The following is a 14,119-nucleotide window of genomic DNA, read 5'->3' as shown; positions in this document are numbered from 1 at the left end:
GTTGACCGTCCGCCGCTGCCGCGGCGACGGTCGACGACGGCGCAAGCCCCGGTTCACCGGCGTCTCACGGGCCGCACGGTGGGATGGGGGACGTGAGCGTGCAGGAGTCCGTCCCGAGCCCGGCGAACGAAGGGGAGCGCCTGGAGCGCGTCGTCTTCGAGATCAAGCGCGTGATCGTCGGTCAGGACCGGCTGGTCGAGCGGATGCTCGTCGGCCTCCTGGCCCGCGGCCACCTGCTCCTCGAGGGTGTGCCCGGCGTGGCGAAGACCCTCGCGGTCGAGACGGTGGCGAAGGTGGTGGGCGGCAGCTTCGCGCGCCTGCAGTTCACGCCGGACCTGGTGCCCGCCGACATCCTCGGCACCCGCATCTACCGGCAGGGGCGCGAGGAGTTCGACGTCGAGCTCGGGCCCGTCGTCTCCAACTTCGTGCTCGCCGACGAGATCAACCGCGCGCCGGCGAAGGTGCAGTCGGCGATGCTCGAGGTGATGGCCGAGCGGCACCTGTCGATCGGCGGCCGCACCTACCCGATGCCCGATCCGTTCCTCGTGCTCGCCACGCAGAACCCGATCGAGAACGAGGGCGTGTACCCGCTGCCGGAGGCACAGCGCGACCGGTTCCTCTTCAAGATCATCGTCGAGTACCCGGGGGTGGAGGAGGAGCGGGAGATCGTCTACCGGATGGGCGCCGAGCCGCCCGTCGCGCAACAGGTGATCGACCCCACCGAGCTCATCCGCCTGCAGCAGGTGGCCACCCGGGTGTTCGTGCACCACGCACTGGTCGACTACGTGGTGCGCCTGGTGGTCGCCACCCGCACCCCCGCCGAGCACGGGCTCTCCGACATCGCGGGCTGGGTCTCCTACGGCGCCTCGCCGCGCGCCACGCTGGGCATCGTGTCGTCCGCCCGTGCGCTCGCGCTCATCCGCGGCCGCGACTACGTGCTGCCGCAGGACGTGCTCGACGTGGCCCCCGACGTGCTGCGCCACCGGCTCGTGCTGTCCTACGATGCGGTCGCCGACCAGGTGCCGATGGACCACATCATCTCCCGGGTGCTCGCCACGGTGCCGCTGCCGCAGGTGAGCGCGCGGCCGCAGGGCGGGCCGACCCCGTACCCGGCGGGCAGCTCGGCGTGAGCCGTCCCGACGTCCGCGAGAACGGCCCGCCCGGGGCCGACGGCACGGACGGCAGCGCCGCCGCTCCGCGACGCAGGCACACGCCGACCACGCCGCCCTCGTTCCGGGAGGCGGGGATGGAGGCCGCGCTGCGCACGCTGGAGCTCACCGTGCGCGGGCGGCTGGACGGGCTCCTGCAGGGCAACCACCTCGGGCTCGTGCCCGGGCCGGGCAGCGAGCCCGGCGAGTCGCGGCTCTACGTGCCGGGCGACGACGTGCGGCACATGGACTGGGCCGCCACCGCCCGCACCACCGCGCCCCACGTGCGCGAGACGATGGCCGACCGGGAGCTGGAGACCTGGGTCGTCATGGACCTGTCGGCCAGCCTCGACTTCGGCACCGCCGACTGCGAGAAGCGCGACCTCGCCATCGCCGCGCTCGCCGCCGTCACCCACCTCACCCGCGGCGGGGGCAACCGGATCGGCGTGCTGGTGGCCACGGGGGAGAAGCTCGTGCGGATCCCCGCACGCGGCGGGCTCGCCCACGCACAGGGGATGCTGCGCCGGGTCGCGAGCACCCCGCGCCCGGCCGAGGGCACCCGGGGCGACCTCGCCGCGGCGGTCGAGCAGCTGCGGCGCCCGCCGCGCAGGCGCGGCCTCGCGGTCGTGATCTCCGATTTCCTCGGCGAGCCGGAGTGGGAGCGCGCCCTGCGGGCGCTGTCGGCCCGCCACGAGCTGCTCGCCGTCGAGGTGCTCGACCCGCGCGAGCTCGAGCTCCCCGACGTCGGCACCGTCGTGCTGGCCGACCCGGAGAGCGGCCGGCAGCGCGAGGTGACGATCACCCCGCTCCTCGCCCGCGAGTTCTCCGCGGCCGCCGCCGAGCACCGCGAGCAGGTGGCCGCCGCGCTGCGCCGCTGCGGGGCGGCGCACCTCACGCTGCGCACGGACTCGGACTGGATCGCCGACGTCGTGCGGTTCGTCCTCGCCCGCAAGCGCGCCTGGTCCGGAGGGCGGTAGATGTTCGAGCACCCGTGGTGGCTGCTGCTGCTCGTCGTCGTGGCGGCGCTGGTGGCCGGCTACGTGCTGTTGCTGCGCAGGCGCCGGCGCGACACGATCCGTTTCACCAACCTGGAGCTGCTCGACCGCGTCGCCCCGAAGCGCCACGGCTGGTACCGGCACCTGCCTGCGGCGGCGCTCATCGTCGCGCTCACGGTGCTCACGATCGCGCTGGCCGGCCCGCAGGCGGAGGCGCGGGTGCCGCGCAACCGCGCCACCGTCGTGCTGGTGGTGGACGTGTCGCTGTCGATGCAGGCCACCGACGTCGAGCCGAACCGGCTGGCCGCGGCGCAGGTGGCGGCGAAGGCGTTCGCCGAGCAGCTCACCCCCGGCATCAACCTCGGTCTCGTGTCGTTCGCCGGCACGGCGGCGGTGCTCGTGTCGCCCACGGTCGACCGGGAGCCGATCAAGCGGGCGGTCGACGGGCTGAAGCTGTCCGAGTCCACCGCCACCGGTGAGGCGATCTTCGCGGCGATCCAGTCCGTGGAGACGTTCTCGCAGGCCATCGCGGGCGCGGGGGAGGGACCGCCGCCTGCCCGGATCGTGCTGATGAGCGACGGCAAGCAGACCGTGCCCGGCGGCGTGATGCCGGAGGAGGAGCCGCGCGGGGCGTTCACCGCGGCGCGGGCGGCCGCCGAGGCCGGGATCCCGGTCTCCACGATCTCGTTCGGCACCGACTACGGCACGATCGAGATCAACCCCGGTGAACGCACGCCCGTCGCGGTCGACGACGCGTCGATGCGCCAGATCGCCGACCTCTCCGGCGGCCAGTTCTTCACGGCCGCGAGCGAGAGCGAGCTGCGGCAGGTCTACGCCGATCTGTCCGACCAGATCGGCTACGAGGTCCGCCGGGTCGACGTCAGCAGACCGTGGCTGGCAGGCGGCGCGCTGCTACTGGTGGTGGGCCTCGGCGCGGGCATCGCACTGGGCCGCAGGCTGCCCTGAGGGCGGTGGGACACGCGCCGCGCGTCCATGGTTCACTGGTGACAGGTCGTTCGGTTTCGGTGTTCGTGTCCAGTGCACGCCGCAGGATCTGACTCGGGGCCACGGGGCCCGGCATCACAAGGATGTCGGCTCGTCGCCGCCGGGCCCGGCCGGGCTCCGCAAGCAGCGGAGCCCCACAACCTGCGAGGAGCAGAGCAATGGCACAGGGAACCGTGAAGTGGTTCAACGGCGAGAAGGGTTTCGGCTTCATCGCCACCGACGGCGGCGGGGCTGACGTCTTCGTGCACTACTCCGAGATCGACGCCGGCGGCTTCCGCAGCCTCGAGGAGGGGCAGCGCGTGGAGTTCCAGGTGGGCCAGGGTGCCAAGGGCCCGCAGGCCACCGGCGTGCGCGTCATCTGACGCGACCCCGCTCGCACCGGAGCCCGTCCCCTCGCCGGGGGCGGGCTCCGGTCGTTTCAGGTCCGGGAGTCCAGCTGGCGGCGCAGCCCGCCGATCACCACGTCGAGCCCCTCCTCGAGTTCCTCGAGCCCGTCGTAGGCGGCCAGCTCGGCGGCGAGCGAGCGGATCCGGGGGAACTCACGTGCGGGGAGCCGGTGCAGTCCGAGGCGGAGCAGGTCGTCGGTCTCGTCGGGGTCGTGCACGCGCTCCTGCAGCTCGTTGAGCACGTGTCCCTGGAGGAATCCCAGGTAGAGCCGGTAGGCGTGCAGCGCGCCGCGCGCGTCGAAGCCCGCGTCGATGAACAGCTCGAGCAGGCGCTCGAGCGGGCGCAGGGTGCCGAGCGGGCGCAGCGCCAGCGGCGTGGCGAGCGGCCGGGTCACCAGCAGCGGCACGACGTGGGGGTGGGTCAGTGCGATGTCCCGGAAGCTGTGCGCCGTGTGGCGCAGCACCTCCTCCCAGCTCGCGCCGGCGGCCGGGATGCGCAGCTCGGCGAGGACGAGCTCGACGACGCCGTCGAGCAGCTCCTCCTTGCCCGACGCGAACCGGTAGAGGCGCATCGGGTCGCGATCGAGCGCCTTGCCGATACGACGCATCGACAGCGCCTCCACCCCGTCCGCGTCGATGAGACGCAACGCGGTGGTGAGCACCTCGTGACGGGTCAGCGCGGGCCGGCGACGGACGCGCCCCTGCGTGTCGGCCGTCATCACACCTCCGGGACGTTGAGGAAGCGATCGCTACAGCGTAGCGTCAGCGGTGTAGCGCTACGGCGCCCGCACGTCCGCATGCCGACCGGTGCGCGCATCGGAGCCGCCAGCACTCCGCGTCGCGGGTGCCCGACCGCGACATCGCCACAGCAGGGAGACGCGCGTGGAGCTTCCCGAGGACGTCGTCGAGTCCTTCGCCTCGCTCGACCGCGCCCGGCTCAGCCGGATGAGCGACGATGCACGCGCGAAGCAGTTGGAGGCCAGGCAGGCGCTGCTGGAGTACGCCGAGGCGCTCTGGCAGGACGTGCGGCGGGCCGGTGAACAGCCCGATGTCGGCGAGAAGTACGAAGCCCTCGCGATCGTCCGGGAGGTGGCGCGCTCGTTGACCGCGGTCGCGTTCGACACGGTCTACAACCGGCAGGCGCCGTGACCACCGCCCTGCCCGGTAGGCCCACGGAGTCCCAGCGCGCCGTCGACCCGGTCCGCGCCTACCTGCAGCAGATCGGCAAGGTGGGCCTGCTGACCGCCGCGGAGGAGGTCGAGCTCGCGAAGCGCATCGAGGTCGGCGTCTTCGCCACCCGGCTGCTCGACGATCCGGACGGTGACCTCCCGAGCGCCGCGGCCTCGCGTCGGGACCTGCGGTGGCTCGCCCGCGACGGTGACGAGGCCAGGACGCGGCTGGTCGAGGCGAACCTGCGGCTGGTGGCGTCGGTGGCCAAGCGCTACTCCGGCCGCGGCATGGCCTTCCTCGACCTCGTCCAGGAGGGCAACATCGGTCTGATCCGCGCCGTCGAGAAGTTCGACTACGCCAAGGGCTACAAGTTCTCCACCTACGCCACGTGGTGGATCCGCCAGGCGATCAGCCGCGCCATGGCCGACAAGCGGCGCACCATCCGCCTCCCGGCGCACGTCGCCGAGTCCGTGTCCAAGCTCGAACGGCAACGCCGCGTGCTCGTCGTGCAGCTGGGGCGCGAGCCCACCGCGGCCGACCTGGCCGTGGAGCTGGGGATCACGGCGGAGCAGGTCGTGGAGACCCAGCGGCTCGCGCGGGAACCGGTCTCCCTCGACGACACCATCGGATCCGAGGGAAGCACCTCGGTCGGCGATCTGATCGAGGACACCGCGGCGGTCGTCGCCGCCGACGCCGCGATCGCGGTCCTGCTCCGGGCCGAGATCGGGGCCGTGCTCGCAACGCTGACCGAGCGGGAGGCCACGATCCTCCGCCTCCGCTTCGGGTTCACGGGCGGACGGCCCCACACCCTGGACGAGATCAGCCACGTCTACGGCGTCACGCGCGAGCGGATCCGGCAGATCGAGGCCAGGACGATGACGAAGCTGCGCCATCCGTCCCGGACGCGCAGCCTCCGCGACTACCTGACCTGACCGGCGAGCCGGGGTCGCTCGGGTGCAGGCGGGCCCCATAGGGTGGGCGCGTGGGACGCAGCGTGCTGGTGACCGGAGGCAACCGCGGGATCGGGCTGGCGATCGCGACGGCGTTCGCGGCGCAGGGGGACCAGGTTGCGGTCACCCACCGCAGCGGCGCCGAGGGGCTACCGGGGGAGCTGCTGCCGGTGCAGTGCGACGTCACCGACGCCGCCGCCATCGACGCGGCGTTCACGGAGGTGGAGGAGAAGCACGGGCCCGTGCAGGTCCTGGTCTCCAACGCGGGCATGAACGACGACACGCTGCTCATGCGCATGACCGAGGACTCCTTCACCCGCGTCATCGACGCCAACCTCACCGCCGCCTACCGCGTCGCCAAGCGCGCCTCGCGCGGAATGCTGAGGGCCAAGTCCGGGCGGATGATCTTCATCTCCAGCGTGGTCGGGCTCAGCGGCTCCGCGGGCCAGGTGAACTACGCGGCGTCGAAGTCCGGCCTGGTGGGGCTCGCCCGCTCGATCGCCCGGGAACTGGGCTCGCGCGGCATCACGGCGAACGTCGTGGCCCCCGGCTTCGTCGACACCGACATGACCCGCGCGCTGCCCGACGCCCGGCGCGCGGAGATCCTCACGCAGGTGCCGCTGGGCCGGTACGCGAGCACCGAGGAGATCGCCTCCGCGGTCACGTGGCTGGGTTCGGACGGCGCCGGGTACGTCACGGGGGCGGTCATCCCCGTCGACGGCGGACTCGGCATGGGCCACTGACCTCCACCACCCCCTTCACGAGAGGCTTCCATGGGACTGCTCGACGGCAAGCGCCTGCTCATCACCGGTGTGATCACCGATGCCTCGCTGGGCTTCCACGTCGCGAAGGTGGCGCAGGAGCAGGGCGCCCAGGTGGTGCTGACGGGGTTCGGCCGGCTGCGGCTGGTGGAGCGGATCGCGCAGCGCCTGCCGCAGCCCGCGCCCGTCGTCGAGCTGGACGTGGCCGACCAGGAGCAGCTGGACAGCCTCGTCGAGCGCGTCTCGCCGCACCTCGGCGAGAACCCCGGGCTGGACGGGGTGCTGCACTCGATCGGTTTCGCGCCGGCGTCGTGCCTCGGCGATGGCGCCTTCATGGGGGCGCCGTGGGAGGACGTGGCGCGGACGATCCAGGTGAGCGCCTACTCGTTCAAGTCGCTGTCCACCGCGCTGCTGCCGCTGCTCGGGCCGGGCAGCTCGATCGTCGGCATGGACTTCGACAACCGGCAGGCCTGGCCTGCGTACGACTGGATGGGCGTGGCGAAGTCGACCCTGGAGTCGGTCACCCGCTACCTGGCGCGTGACCTCGGGCCCAAGGGCATCCGCGTCAACCTCTGCGCCGCGGGACCGGTGCGGACGATGGCCGCGAAGTCGATCCCCGGCTTCTCCGCGTTCGAGGACGCATGGGACGGCCGCGCGCCGCTCGGCTGGGACGTCAACGACCCCGTGCCGGTGGCGAAGACGGTGTGCGCGCTGCTGTCGGACTGGATGCCGGCCACCACGGGCTCGATGGTGTGGGCCGACGGCGGCTTCCACGCCGTGGGTGTCTAATGCGTCCGTGAGTCAGTTCGACGCCCTGCTGGTGCTGTCGTTCGGCGGCCCGGAGGGTCCCGCCGACGTGCGGCCCTTCCTCGAGAACGTCGTCCGCGGACGCGGTGTGCCACCCGAGCGGCTGGACGCCGTCGAGGAGCACTACCGGCACTTCGGTGGCGTGAGCCCGCTGAACGCTCGGAACCGGGAGATCATCACGGCGGTCCGGGAGCGCATCGAGCTGCCGGTGTACTTCGGCAACCGCAACTGGCACCCGATGGTGGAGGACACCGTCGCGGAGATGACCCGCGACGGCGTGCGCCGCGGGCTGGTGTTCGCCACCAGCGCCTACGGCGGCTACTCGGCCTGCCGCCAGTACCAGGAGGACATCGCGCGCGCCCGCAAGGCCGTGGGCGAGAGCGCCCCGGAGCTGGTGAAGATCCGCCACTTCTTCGACCACCCGCTGTTCGTCGCGGCGAACGCCGACGCCGTGCGCGCGGCCCGTTCCACGTTGCCCGCGGGCCTGCGGGACGCGGCGCGGATCGTGTTCACCGCCCACTCGGTGCCCGTCGCCGCAGACGCCGCGGCCGGGCCACCCGGGGAGGGGGGCCACCGGTACTCCCGGCAGGTCGCCGAGGCGTCCCGGCTGGTGGCCGCGGCGCTGGGAGTGGCGGAGTACGACGTGGTGTGGCAGTCGCGCTCGGGTCCGCCGCAGGTCCCGTGGCTGGAGCCGGACATCGTCGACCACATCGACGCCCTGCACGGCCGCGGCGTGCCCGCCGTGGTGGTGGCGCCGATCGGGTTCGTGTCCGACCACGTCGAGGTGATCTGGGACCTCGACACCGAGGCCCGTGAACGCGCCGAGGAACTGGGCATGGGGTTCGCCCGGGCCGCGACGGCGGGGCCGGACCCGCGGTTCGCCGACATGGTCGCCGAACTCGTGGCCGAGCACCTGCACGACGCCGCGCCGCGCTCGCTCGGCGACGTCCCGGGCGGCGGCTCCACCGTGAACGGCGCCCCGTGCGCCGTCGACTGCTGCCTCTCCGCGCGGCGCCCGGTCCGTCCGGAGTAGTGCTCGGGACACCCGCACCGCACTATCCTCGCCGTTCTGCTGCGCGAGTCGGGCTGGGGGAGCGATGGGTGAGTACCTCGACATCGGTGGGCACCCCACCTGGGTCGACCAGCGCGGAAGCGGAGCGGAGACGGTTCTCCTCCTGCACGGCGGGATGTCGAACAGCGACCTGCTGCTCGACGCCGTCGGCGCTCCGCTGGCCGAGCGGCACCGCCTCGTCGCCTTCGACCGCCGCGGCCACGGCTACACGGCCGACACCCCGGCACCGTTCCACTACGAGGACATGGCGGCCGAGACGATCGGCGTGCTCGAGGCGGTCGTCGGCCAGCGGGCCCACCTCGTCGGCTGGAGCGACGGCGGCATCATCTGCCTGCTCGTCGCCCTGCGCCGGCCCGACCTCGTCGACCGCATGGTGTTGATCGGGGCGAACTTCCACTTCGACGGTGTCGTCGGCGGCTTCGATCTGCCGGAGGACTCACCGTTCGCCAGCGCGATCCTCGAGGCGTACGCCGAGCGCTCGCCGGACGGCGGGGAGCACTTCGGCGAGATCTTCGGGAAGTTCATGGCGATGGTGACCACCGAGCCGACATTGAGCACCGACGACCTCGGCCGGATCACCGCGCCCACGTTGGTGATGGCCGGCGATGACGACGCCGTCCTGCTCCCGCACACGTGCGAGATGTACGAGGCGCTGCCTGCCGGTCAGCTGTCGATCGTCCCCGGCGCGTCGCACGCGCTCCCGATCGAACGTCCCGACGTGACGGCGCGGACCGTGCTCGACTTCCTCGGGGCGGAGGTGCCGCCGGCGACGTTGATACCGGTGCGCCGCGCAGGGGCGATCGCCTGATCACGGACCGAGGTCACCGCGGCGCGAGGGCGGTGAGGGTGCGTTCCCCGCCCGGGTCGCCTGCCGTGGCGGGGACGAGCACCACCTCGTCCAGGCCGGCGGCGGCGTAGGCGTCGAGCCGGTCGCGCACGGCGGCGAGGTCGCCGACCAGCCCGATCCGGTCCGCGGCCTCCGCGGGTATCGCGGCGAGCAGCTCGTCGCGGCCGGCGCCGGCGTGCGCCATCTCCACCGCCGCGCCGAGACCGGCGTCGACGAACATCTCGCCGTACCCCGCGACCTCGAGGTAGCCGACCAGGCTCTGCAGCACCTGCGCGCGGGCCTCCGGCGTCGGGTCGACCGCGGCGGGGATCCACGCGGCGAGCCGCGGCGCCGGGCGGCCCAGCCGGCGCGCCGCCGCATCGAGCTTCTCGCGGTACCCCGTGGCCAGCTCGGGGGAGACGAGGTCGAGCACCATGCGGTCGGCGTGCTCCGCCGCAACGCCGATCGCCCGGTCCCCGAAGGCGGCGAGCGTGATCGGCCCGCCGGGCGGGTCGAGCCGCAGCCGGTACCCGTGGGTGGACACCATCTCGCCCGCGTGGTCGGCGACCTCACCGCGGAACAGCGCCCGCAGCGCCTGCGCGCTCTCGGCCATCGTGGTCACCGCGCGCCGGCGGGACCGCCCGTGCATGCGCTCGACCACCCGCACGCTCGACGTCCCCAGCGCCACCCCGACCGGCCGGCCGACGAGCGCGGCGGTCGACGCGGCCGCCCTGGCGATCGAGGCCGGGTCCCGGACGGACACCGGGATCGGGCCGACCGTGAGCGCGATCTGCTCCGTCGCGAGGCCGGCGGCGGTGGCCAGCGCGAACGCGTCCCACACGAACCCCTCACCCACCCAGAGATCCCGGTAGCCGAGCCGGTCGGCCACCACGGCCGTGCGCATCTCCTCCTCGGGCGGGACGTCGGGCCGGGACGCGATGACCACGGTGGTCTCCATGGCGACGCCCAACGTCACGCGGACGGCGTGTTGTTCCGCCCGCTCACTCCCGGAGGCCGAACTCGTTGCCCTCGGGGTCGAGGAACGACGCGAACCCGCCCCACGCCATCTCGGTGAGCGGCTGGGCGAACGAGACCCCCGCCTCGGCGAGGCGGGAGCAGGTCGCCTCGATGTCCTCGACCTCGAACACCACGCTGGGTCGCCGCGTCTCCCAGTCGGGCATCATCGCCTTCGGGTAGAGGACCAGCGCGGACGCGGCGCCGGGCGGGGCGACCTCGAGCCACCGGGCGTCGCCCATGGGGCGTTCGGCGCGCAGCTCGAAGCCGACCTTCTCCGTCCAGAACCGGAGACCTTCGTCCTGGTCGGCCACGTACACGGCCACGGTCGAGACGTGCCTGATCATCCGCCCGACGGTACGCACCTGGGGCTGATCAGGCTTGAACCGGCGCGACACCGGCCTCCGCGATCTCCCGGAGCAGCTCCCGGAACTCGCGCGGGCTGAGGCCGAAGCGATCCCGGAACGTGCGCGTGAGGTGCGCGTGGTCGGCGTAGCCGGTCGCGGCGGCGAGCTCGGCGAGGCCGGCCCGGCTGTCGCGGACGAGCAGTTCGCGGGCCCGGTCGAACCGGATGATCCGGGCGAGGGTGCCCGGGGACATCCCGGCCGACCGGTCGAAGCGCCGCTGCAGCGTCCGGACCGTCGTACCGGCCGCGCGTGCGAGTCCGGCGACCGACGCCCGGCCGCCCCGCTCTTCGAGGATTCGGGTCGCGGTCGCCACCACCGGGTCGGGCGTCGCTCCGCGGAGGGCGCGGGCGAGCCGGTCGCCCAGCTCGCCGAGGGAGGCCGCCGCGGTGGCGACGCCGACGTCCGCCGCGTCCGCCACCACGTCGACGACGTCGCCCGCCGGGCACGCCAGGAGGCCTACGGCACCGCCCACCTCGAATCGCGCCGCCACCAGGTCGACCGGCCCGTCGGCGACCAGGGTGAGCGGCCGGGTGCGCGGACCCATGAACACGACACCCCGCAGCGTGCGACCGCACTCGTAGTGCCCCTCCCGCAGGACGAGCAGCTCGGCGTACGGCGTGGCCCACAGCCGCTCCCGGGAGTAGGTCGAGCCGCCGTAGTCGTGTTCGAGCTCCCACAGGCAGCGGACGAACGGCCGCAGTGCCGGTGGTGGCGGGTGCTCCCGGTAGCGCACGGTCGAACTGTGGCATCGCGCCGCCCCGCTCACACACCAAGTGGGGTGCTCACACAATGTGGTGTGACGAGCCGCGGACCGTCGCAGACGGACGTCGGCGTTCGCACACCAACTGCAGTTGGTGTGCGACGCACGATGTTGGTGTGTGAGCGTCCGCGGCTCAGGGTTGGTCGAACTCGCCGGCCCGGACTGCGGCCAGGAACTCCGACCAGCTCGCCGCCGCGTAGCGGTGCGGGGCGAGTGCGCGGTCCTTCGTGTCGCGTACCGCGATCCCGTCGGGCAGGAACGCCACTTCGACGCAGCTGGCTCCGTTGCCCCCGCTGAAGCTGCTGGTGAACCAGCGGAGCTCGTCGTCGCGCACGGCCTTCTCCTTCGGACGGGCTCACGACCTGGCCAGGCGTCGGACGAGCGCCAGGGATTCGGCCGGGTCGAGCGCGTCGGACAGCACGCGCTCGAACGTCAGCCTAGCCCGCGCGACGTCGCCGTCCTTGTCCAAACTCAGGGCGCCGAGGGTGTGCTCGACGTAGGCCATGTCCGGCTCGCCGAGGTCTCCGAAGCTGAGGATCAAGAACCCTGAAGGCGGTGCGGCGTGCGCGCCCACGGAGATCGGCAGAACGTGCAGTGTCACCGCGTCCAGTTCCGCGAGGGCGGCGATGTGCCCGAGTTGGCCCCGCCGCACATCGGGGCCACCCACCAGGCGGTGCAGGGCCGACTCGTCGATCACTGTCACGAACTCGAGCGGGTTCTCGGTGGAGGTCAACCGCTGCTGGCGGTACATCCGCGCCGCGACCTCGCCCTCCATCTGCTCGGCGGTTCGCCGCAGCGGGACCGGCCGCATCAGTGCCCGGGCGTAGTCGGCGGTCTGCAGCAGACCGGGAACGTAGGTGACACTCAGCTCGTGGACCCGGCTCGCCTCGGTCTCGAAGGCGATGTAGCTGTTGTTGCCCAGCCCGTACGCCCGCCACCACCCCGGCTGGTTGGCTTCCCGAGCGAGATCGACCAGCTCGGTCCACCGCGCCCCGCCCACGTCGTAGACGTCGAGCATGCTCTTCACCCAGTGCACGTCGATGAGGACCTGGGCGTTCTCGATCCGGGACAGCTTGCTCACCGAGAAGTCCAGCTTCGGTGCCGCCTGCTCCAGGGTGAGGCCGGACTGCTCGCGCAGCAGTTTCAGCTGGCGGGCCAGCACCCGCCGCCGGATCATCGACCCCTCGTGCCGCGTCACGTGACCCCCCGCTCCGACTCGATCACGGATCGTGGCACACGAGAACCCGGGAGCGGGAATCCCGCATCCGCCGTTCCCGCGCCGGCGATCTCGATCTCGCGGCGGGGTCCGGACCCTCGTCGCCATGGCTGCCGCGGCGCGACGACGCCCCGAGACCCCTGCCCAGCGCAACTTCCGCCTCATCGGCGAGGCGGCCGAGATCATCACCGGCTGGACGCTGGTGCGCGAGCGGTTGCGCGCCGCGCACGTTCCCGACGGGGAGGGCCGCTGCCGGGGGTGCACGAGCCAGATGCGGTCGGCGCCGCTCTGGCCGTGCGCGCTGGCCCTGGTCGCCCACGCGGAGGCCCCCGACTCCGCACATCGGGTACGGACTTCGCACAAGGCCGGCCCTGTGTGAAGCCGGCACGGGGTGTGCGAAGTGGCCCTACTGTGGGTCGGGAGCTGCGGCGATCGCTGCGGCCACCAGGTCGGCGGCCGTGCTCTCGCGCGTGCGGCGGCCCCGGTCGTAGTGCTGGGTCGTGGCGATCGTGGCGTGGCCGACGTCGGCCTGGACGTGCTGGATGCGGGCGTCCTGCTCCAGCGCGATGGTGACGTAGGCGTGGCGCAGGGCGTGCGGGTGCACGCGGTCGGCGACGCCGTCGAGGGCCGGGCCGGCGTGGGTGGCGATGCGCCGCAGCAACGTGTAGAGGTCCACGCGGGAACAGCGGCCGCCGTCCCGGGTGGCGATCATCGGGCTGGTGCCCGCGGTGGTGCGGCCCCGGCGGGCGGGGACGGCGGCGCCGGCGAGGCGATCGCGTTCCGCGAGGTAGGCCGTGAGGGCCTCCCGGACGAGGTCGGTGACGTACACCTCGCGGTGCAGCCCGCCCTTGCCGAGCACGCGCAGGACGTCGTCGCCGCCGGTGCGGTAGAGGTCGTCGCGGTCGAGGCCGACGAGCTCGGAGATGCGCAGGCCCGAGGTCAGGAGTGAGACGACGGCCACCGCGCGCAGGGCGTAGAGCCGCGCCAGCCGGGGACTGCGCGAGTACGGCAGCCGGGCCGCGGCCATGAGGAGCGCCTTGAGCTGCTCGGCGGTGAGGCGCACGGTCGGGGAGGCGTCCCGGGCGCCGGACGAGAGCCCCAGGCGGGCCCGGTTGAGCGCCGCCGGGTTCGCCGCGACGACGCCGGTCTCGGCGAGGTGGCCGTAGAGCGCGGAGAGCGTCGAGAGCATCCGCTGCCGGGTGCGGCGCTGCGCGCCGGCCGCGTCGAGCGCGTGCAGCCAGGCCTTGACGTGCCCGGCCGTCGCGTCCCGCGGGTCCAGGGCGCGGCGGGCGCACCAGCGGAACCACGCCAGGTCGTGCAGCGGCCCCGGTGCGGCGGCGGGCGGGCCGGGGCGGCGCGGGGTGTCCACCGGGTCGACCCATGCGATCGGGAGGCCCAGCGCGTAGGCGTAGGTGCGGCGGGTGCCGGCGTTCGCGTACTGGGAGAGCCAGTCGAGCAGCTGGGCCTGCAACACCTCGGGGTCGGGGACGCCGGGCCAGGCCGACCCGCCGGGGCCGGCGTCCATGGCGACGGTGCGGAGGGCGGGGGAGCGGTCGCGAACGGCTTCGAGCACGACGAGCGGGTCCAGCTCCATCCGCAGGA

At 73.4% G+C, this 14,119-nt stretch carries 17 protein-coding genes and 1 pseudogene; 11 read left to right on the top strand and 7 right to left on the bottom strand.

Annotated features, from left to right (window positions below):
- Positions 1-83: 83 nt before the first annotated feature.
- The 4 genes from ABEA81_RS10230 to ABEA81_RS10215 all read left to right on the top strand — a co-directional run bounded on the left by ABEA81_RS10230 (position 84) and on the right by ABEA81_RS10215 (position 3,510).
- Positions 84-1,130: an AAA family ATPase gene (locus ABEA81_RS10230; protein ID WP_425570495.1), complete on the top strand. Its 1,047-nt coding sequence runs from the start codon at positions 84-86 to the stop codon at positions 1,128-1,130.
- A 116-nt stretch (positions 1,131-1,246) separates the two neighbouring features.
- Positions 1,247-2,125: a DUF58 domain-containing protein gene (locus tag ABEA81_RS10225; RefSeq protein ID WP_345604766.1), complete on the top strand. Its 879-nt coding sequence runs from the start codon at positions 1,247-1,249 to the stop codon at positions 2,123-2,125.
- Positions 2,126-3,109: a VWA domain-containing protein gene (locus ABEA81_RS10220; RefSeq protein ID WP_345604660.1), complete on the top strand. Its 984-nt coding sequence runs from the start codon at positions 2,126-2,128 to the stop codon at positions 3,107-3,109.
- 197 nt (positions 3,110-3,306) lie between these two features.
- Positions 3,307-3,510 (top strand): cold-shock protein, encoded by a 204-nt coding sequence (locus tag ABEA81_RS10215; protein ID WP_345604659.1) that lies wholly within the window; start codon positions 3,307-3,309, stop codon positions 3,508-3,510.
- 56 nt (positions 3,511-3,566) lie between these two features.
- Here ABEA81_RS10215 and ABEA81_RS10210 read toward each other — a convergent pair whose 3' ends face one another.
- Complete coding sequence (locus tag ABEA81_RS10210; RefSeq protein WP_345604658.1) at positions 3,567-4,253, bottom strand: TetR/AcrR family transcriptional regulator C-terminal domain-containing protein; 687 nt, start codon at positions 4,251-4,253, stop codon at positions 3,567-3,569.
- Positions 4,254-4,416: 163 nt separating this feature from the next.
- Between ABEA81_RS10210 and ABEA81_RS10205 the strand changes: the two genes are divergently transcribed.
- From ABEA81_RS10205 to ABEA81_RS10180, 6 genes and pseudogenes are all read left to right on the top strand, one after another.
- The gene (locus tag ABEA81_RS10205) at positions 4,417-4,683 is read left to right on the top strand and encodes a hypothetical protein (protein WP_345604657.1); all 267 of its coding nucleotides are present in this window, start codon (positions 4,417-4,419) and stop codon (positions 4,681-4,683) included.
- A 17-nt stretch (positions 4,684-4,700) separates the two neighbouring features.
- Positions 4,701-5,636: pseudogene (locus tag ABEA81_RS10200) on the top strand (RNA polymerase sigma factor); the annotation flags it as partial.
- Between the two features lie 50 nt (positions 5,637-5,686).
- Entirely contained in the window at positions 5,687-6,397 is a 711-nt protein-coding gene (gene fabG, locus ABEA81_RS10195; protein WP_345604656.1) for a 3-oxoacyl-ACP reductase FabG, read from the top strand.
- A gap of 30 nt (positions 6,398-6,427) precedes the next feature.
- A complete protein-coding gene (fabI, locus tag ABEA81_RS10190; protein ID WP_345604655.1) occupies positions 6,428-7,204 on the top strand; it encodes an enoyl-ACP reductase FabI in 777 nt (258 codons plus the stop codon).
- A gap of 7 nt (positions 7,205-7,211) precedes the next feature.
- Positions 7,212-8,255, top strand: coding sequence for a ferrochelatase (locus ABEA81_RS10185; RefSeq protein WP_345604654.1), 1,044 nt, complete (start codon positions 7,212-7,214; stop codon positions 8,253-8,255).
- Between the two features lie 64 nt (positions 8,256-8,319).
- Positions 8,320-9,102, top strand: coding sequence for an alpha/beta fold hydrolase (locus ABEA81_RS10180; protein ID WP_345604653.1), 783 nt, complete (start codon positions 8,320-8,322; stop codon positions 9,100-9,102).
- A 13-nt stretch (positions 9,103-9,115) separates the two neighbouring features.
- Here ABEA81_RS10180 and ABEA81_RS10175 read toward each other — a convergent pair whose 3' ends face one another.
- From ABEA81_RS10175 to ABEA81_RS10155, 5 genes are all read right to left on the bottom strand, one after another.
- Complete coding sequence (locus ABEA81_RS10175) at positions 9,116-10,096, bottom strand: LLM class F420-dependent oxidoreductase (RefSeq protein ID WP_345604652.1); 981 nt, start codon at positions 10,094-10,096, stop codon at positions 9,116-9,118.
- A gap of 25 nt (positions 10,097-10,121) precedes the next feature.
- Positions 10,122-10,481 (bottom strand): VOC family protein, encoded by a 360-nt coding sequence (locus ABEA81_RS10170; RefSeq protein ID WP_345604651.1) that lies wholly within the window; start codon positions 10,479-10,481, stop codon positions 10,122-10,124.
- 28 nt (positions 10,482-10,509) lie between these two features.
- On the bottom strand, positions 10,510-11,274 hold the full coding sequence (locus tag ABEA81_RS10165) for an AraC family transcriptional regulator (protein ID WP_345604650.1): 765 nt from the start codon (positions 11,272-11,274) through the stop codon (positions 10,510-10,512).
- Between the two features lie 160 nt (positions 11,275-11,434).
- Positions 11,435-11,635 (bottom strand): DUF397 domain-containing protein, encoded by a 201-nt coding sequence (locus ABEA81_RS10160; RefSeq protein WP_345604649.1) that lies wholly within the window; start codon positions 11,633-11,635, stop codon positions 11,435-11,437.
- Positions 11,636-11,656: 21 nt separating this feature from the next.
- Positions 11,657-12,499 carry a helix-turn-helix domain-containing protein gene (locus ABEA81_RS10155; RefSeq protein ID WP_345604648.1) on the bottom strand — a complete coding sequence of 281 codons (843 nt, stop codon included), beginning with the start codon at positions 12,497-12,499 and terminating at the stop codon, positions 11,657-11,659.
- Between the two features lie 124 nt (positions 12,500-12,623).
- Between ABEA81_RS10155 and ABEA81_RS10150 the strand changes: the two genes are divergently transcribed.
- Positions 12,624-12,896 carry a hypothetical protein gene (locus ABEA81_RS10150; protein ID WP_345604647.1) on the top strand — a complete coding sequence of 91 codons (273 nt, stop codon included), beginning with the start codon at positions 12,624-12,626 and terminating at the stop codon, positions 12,894-12,896.
- A gap of 27 nt (positions 12,897-12,923) precedes the next feature.
- Here ABEA81_RS10150 and ABEA81_RS10145 read toward each other — a convergent pair whose 3' ends face one another.
- Complete coding sequence (locus tag ABEA81_RS10145; RefSeq protein WP_345604646.1) at positions 12,924-14,111, bottom strand: tyrosine-type recombinase/integrase; 1,188 nt, start codon at positions 14,109-14,111, stop codon at positions 12,924-12,926.
- Positions 14,112-14,119: the final 8 nt, after the last annotated feature.

This window comes from Pseudonocardia adelaidensis, from assembly GCF_039543345.1.
In the GTDB taxonomy this organism is placed as follows: domain Bacteria; phylum Actinomycetota; class Actinomycetes; order Mycobacteriales; family Pseudonocardiaceae; genus Pseudonocardia; species Pseudonocardia adelaidensis.
This window is presented reverse-complemented; position numbering and strand designations above follow the sequence as displayed.

Excerpts from the sequence above, each read along its gene's own strand:
- ABEA81_RS10230 (WP_425570495.1), top strand. The coding sequence starts at position 84 with ATGGGGGACGTGAGCGTGCAGGAGTCCGTCCCGAGCCCGGCGAACGAA.
- ABEA81_RS10225 (WP_345604766.1), top strand. The coding sequence starts at position 1,247 with ATGGAGGCCGCGCTGCGCACGCTGGAGCTCACCGTGCGCGGGCGGCTG.
- ABEA81_RS10220 (WP_345604660.1), top strand. The coding sequence starts at position 2,126 with ATGTTCGAGCACCCGTGGTGGCTGCTGCTGCTCGTCGTCGTGGCGGCG.
- ABEA81_RS10215 (WP_345604659.1), top strand. The coding sequence starts at position 3,307 with ATGGCACAGGGAACCGTGAAGTGGTTCAACGGCGAGAAGGGTTTCGGC.
- ABEA81_RS10210 (WP_345604658.1), bottom strand. The coding sequence starts at position 4,253 with ATGACGGCCGACACGCAGGGGCGCGTCCGTCGCCGGCCCGCGCTGACC.
- fabI (WP_345604655.1), top strand. The coding sequence starts at position 6,428 with ATGGGACTGCTCGACGGCAAGCGCCTGCTCATCACCGGTGTGATCACC.
- ABEA81_RS10180 (WP_345604653.1), top strand. The coding sequence starts at position 8,320 with ATGGGTGAGTACCTCGACATCGGTGGGCACCCCACCTGGGTCGACCAG.
- ABEA81_RS10170 (WP_345604651.1), bottom strand. The coding sequence starts at position 10,481 with ATGATCAGGCACGTCTCGACCGTGGCCGTGTACGTGGCCGACCAGGAC.
- ABEA81_RS10150 (WP_345604647.1), top strand. The coding sequence starts at position 12,624 with ATGGCTGCCGCGGCGCGACGACGCCCCGAGACCCCTGCCCAGCGCAAC.
- ABEA81_RS10145 (WP_345604646.1), bottom strand. The coding sequence starts at position 14,111 with ATGGAGCTGGACCCGCTCGTCGTGCTCGAAGCCGTTCGCGACCGCTCC.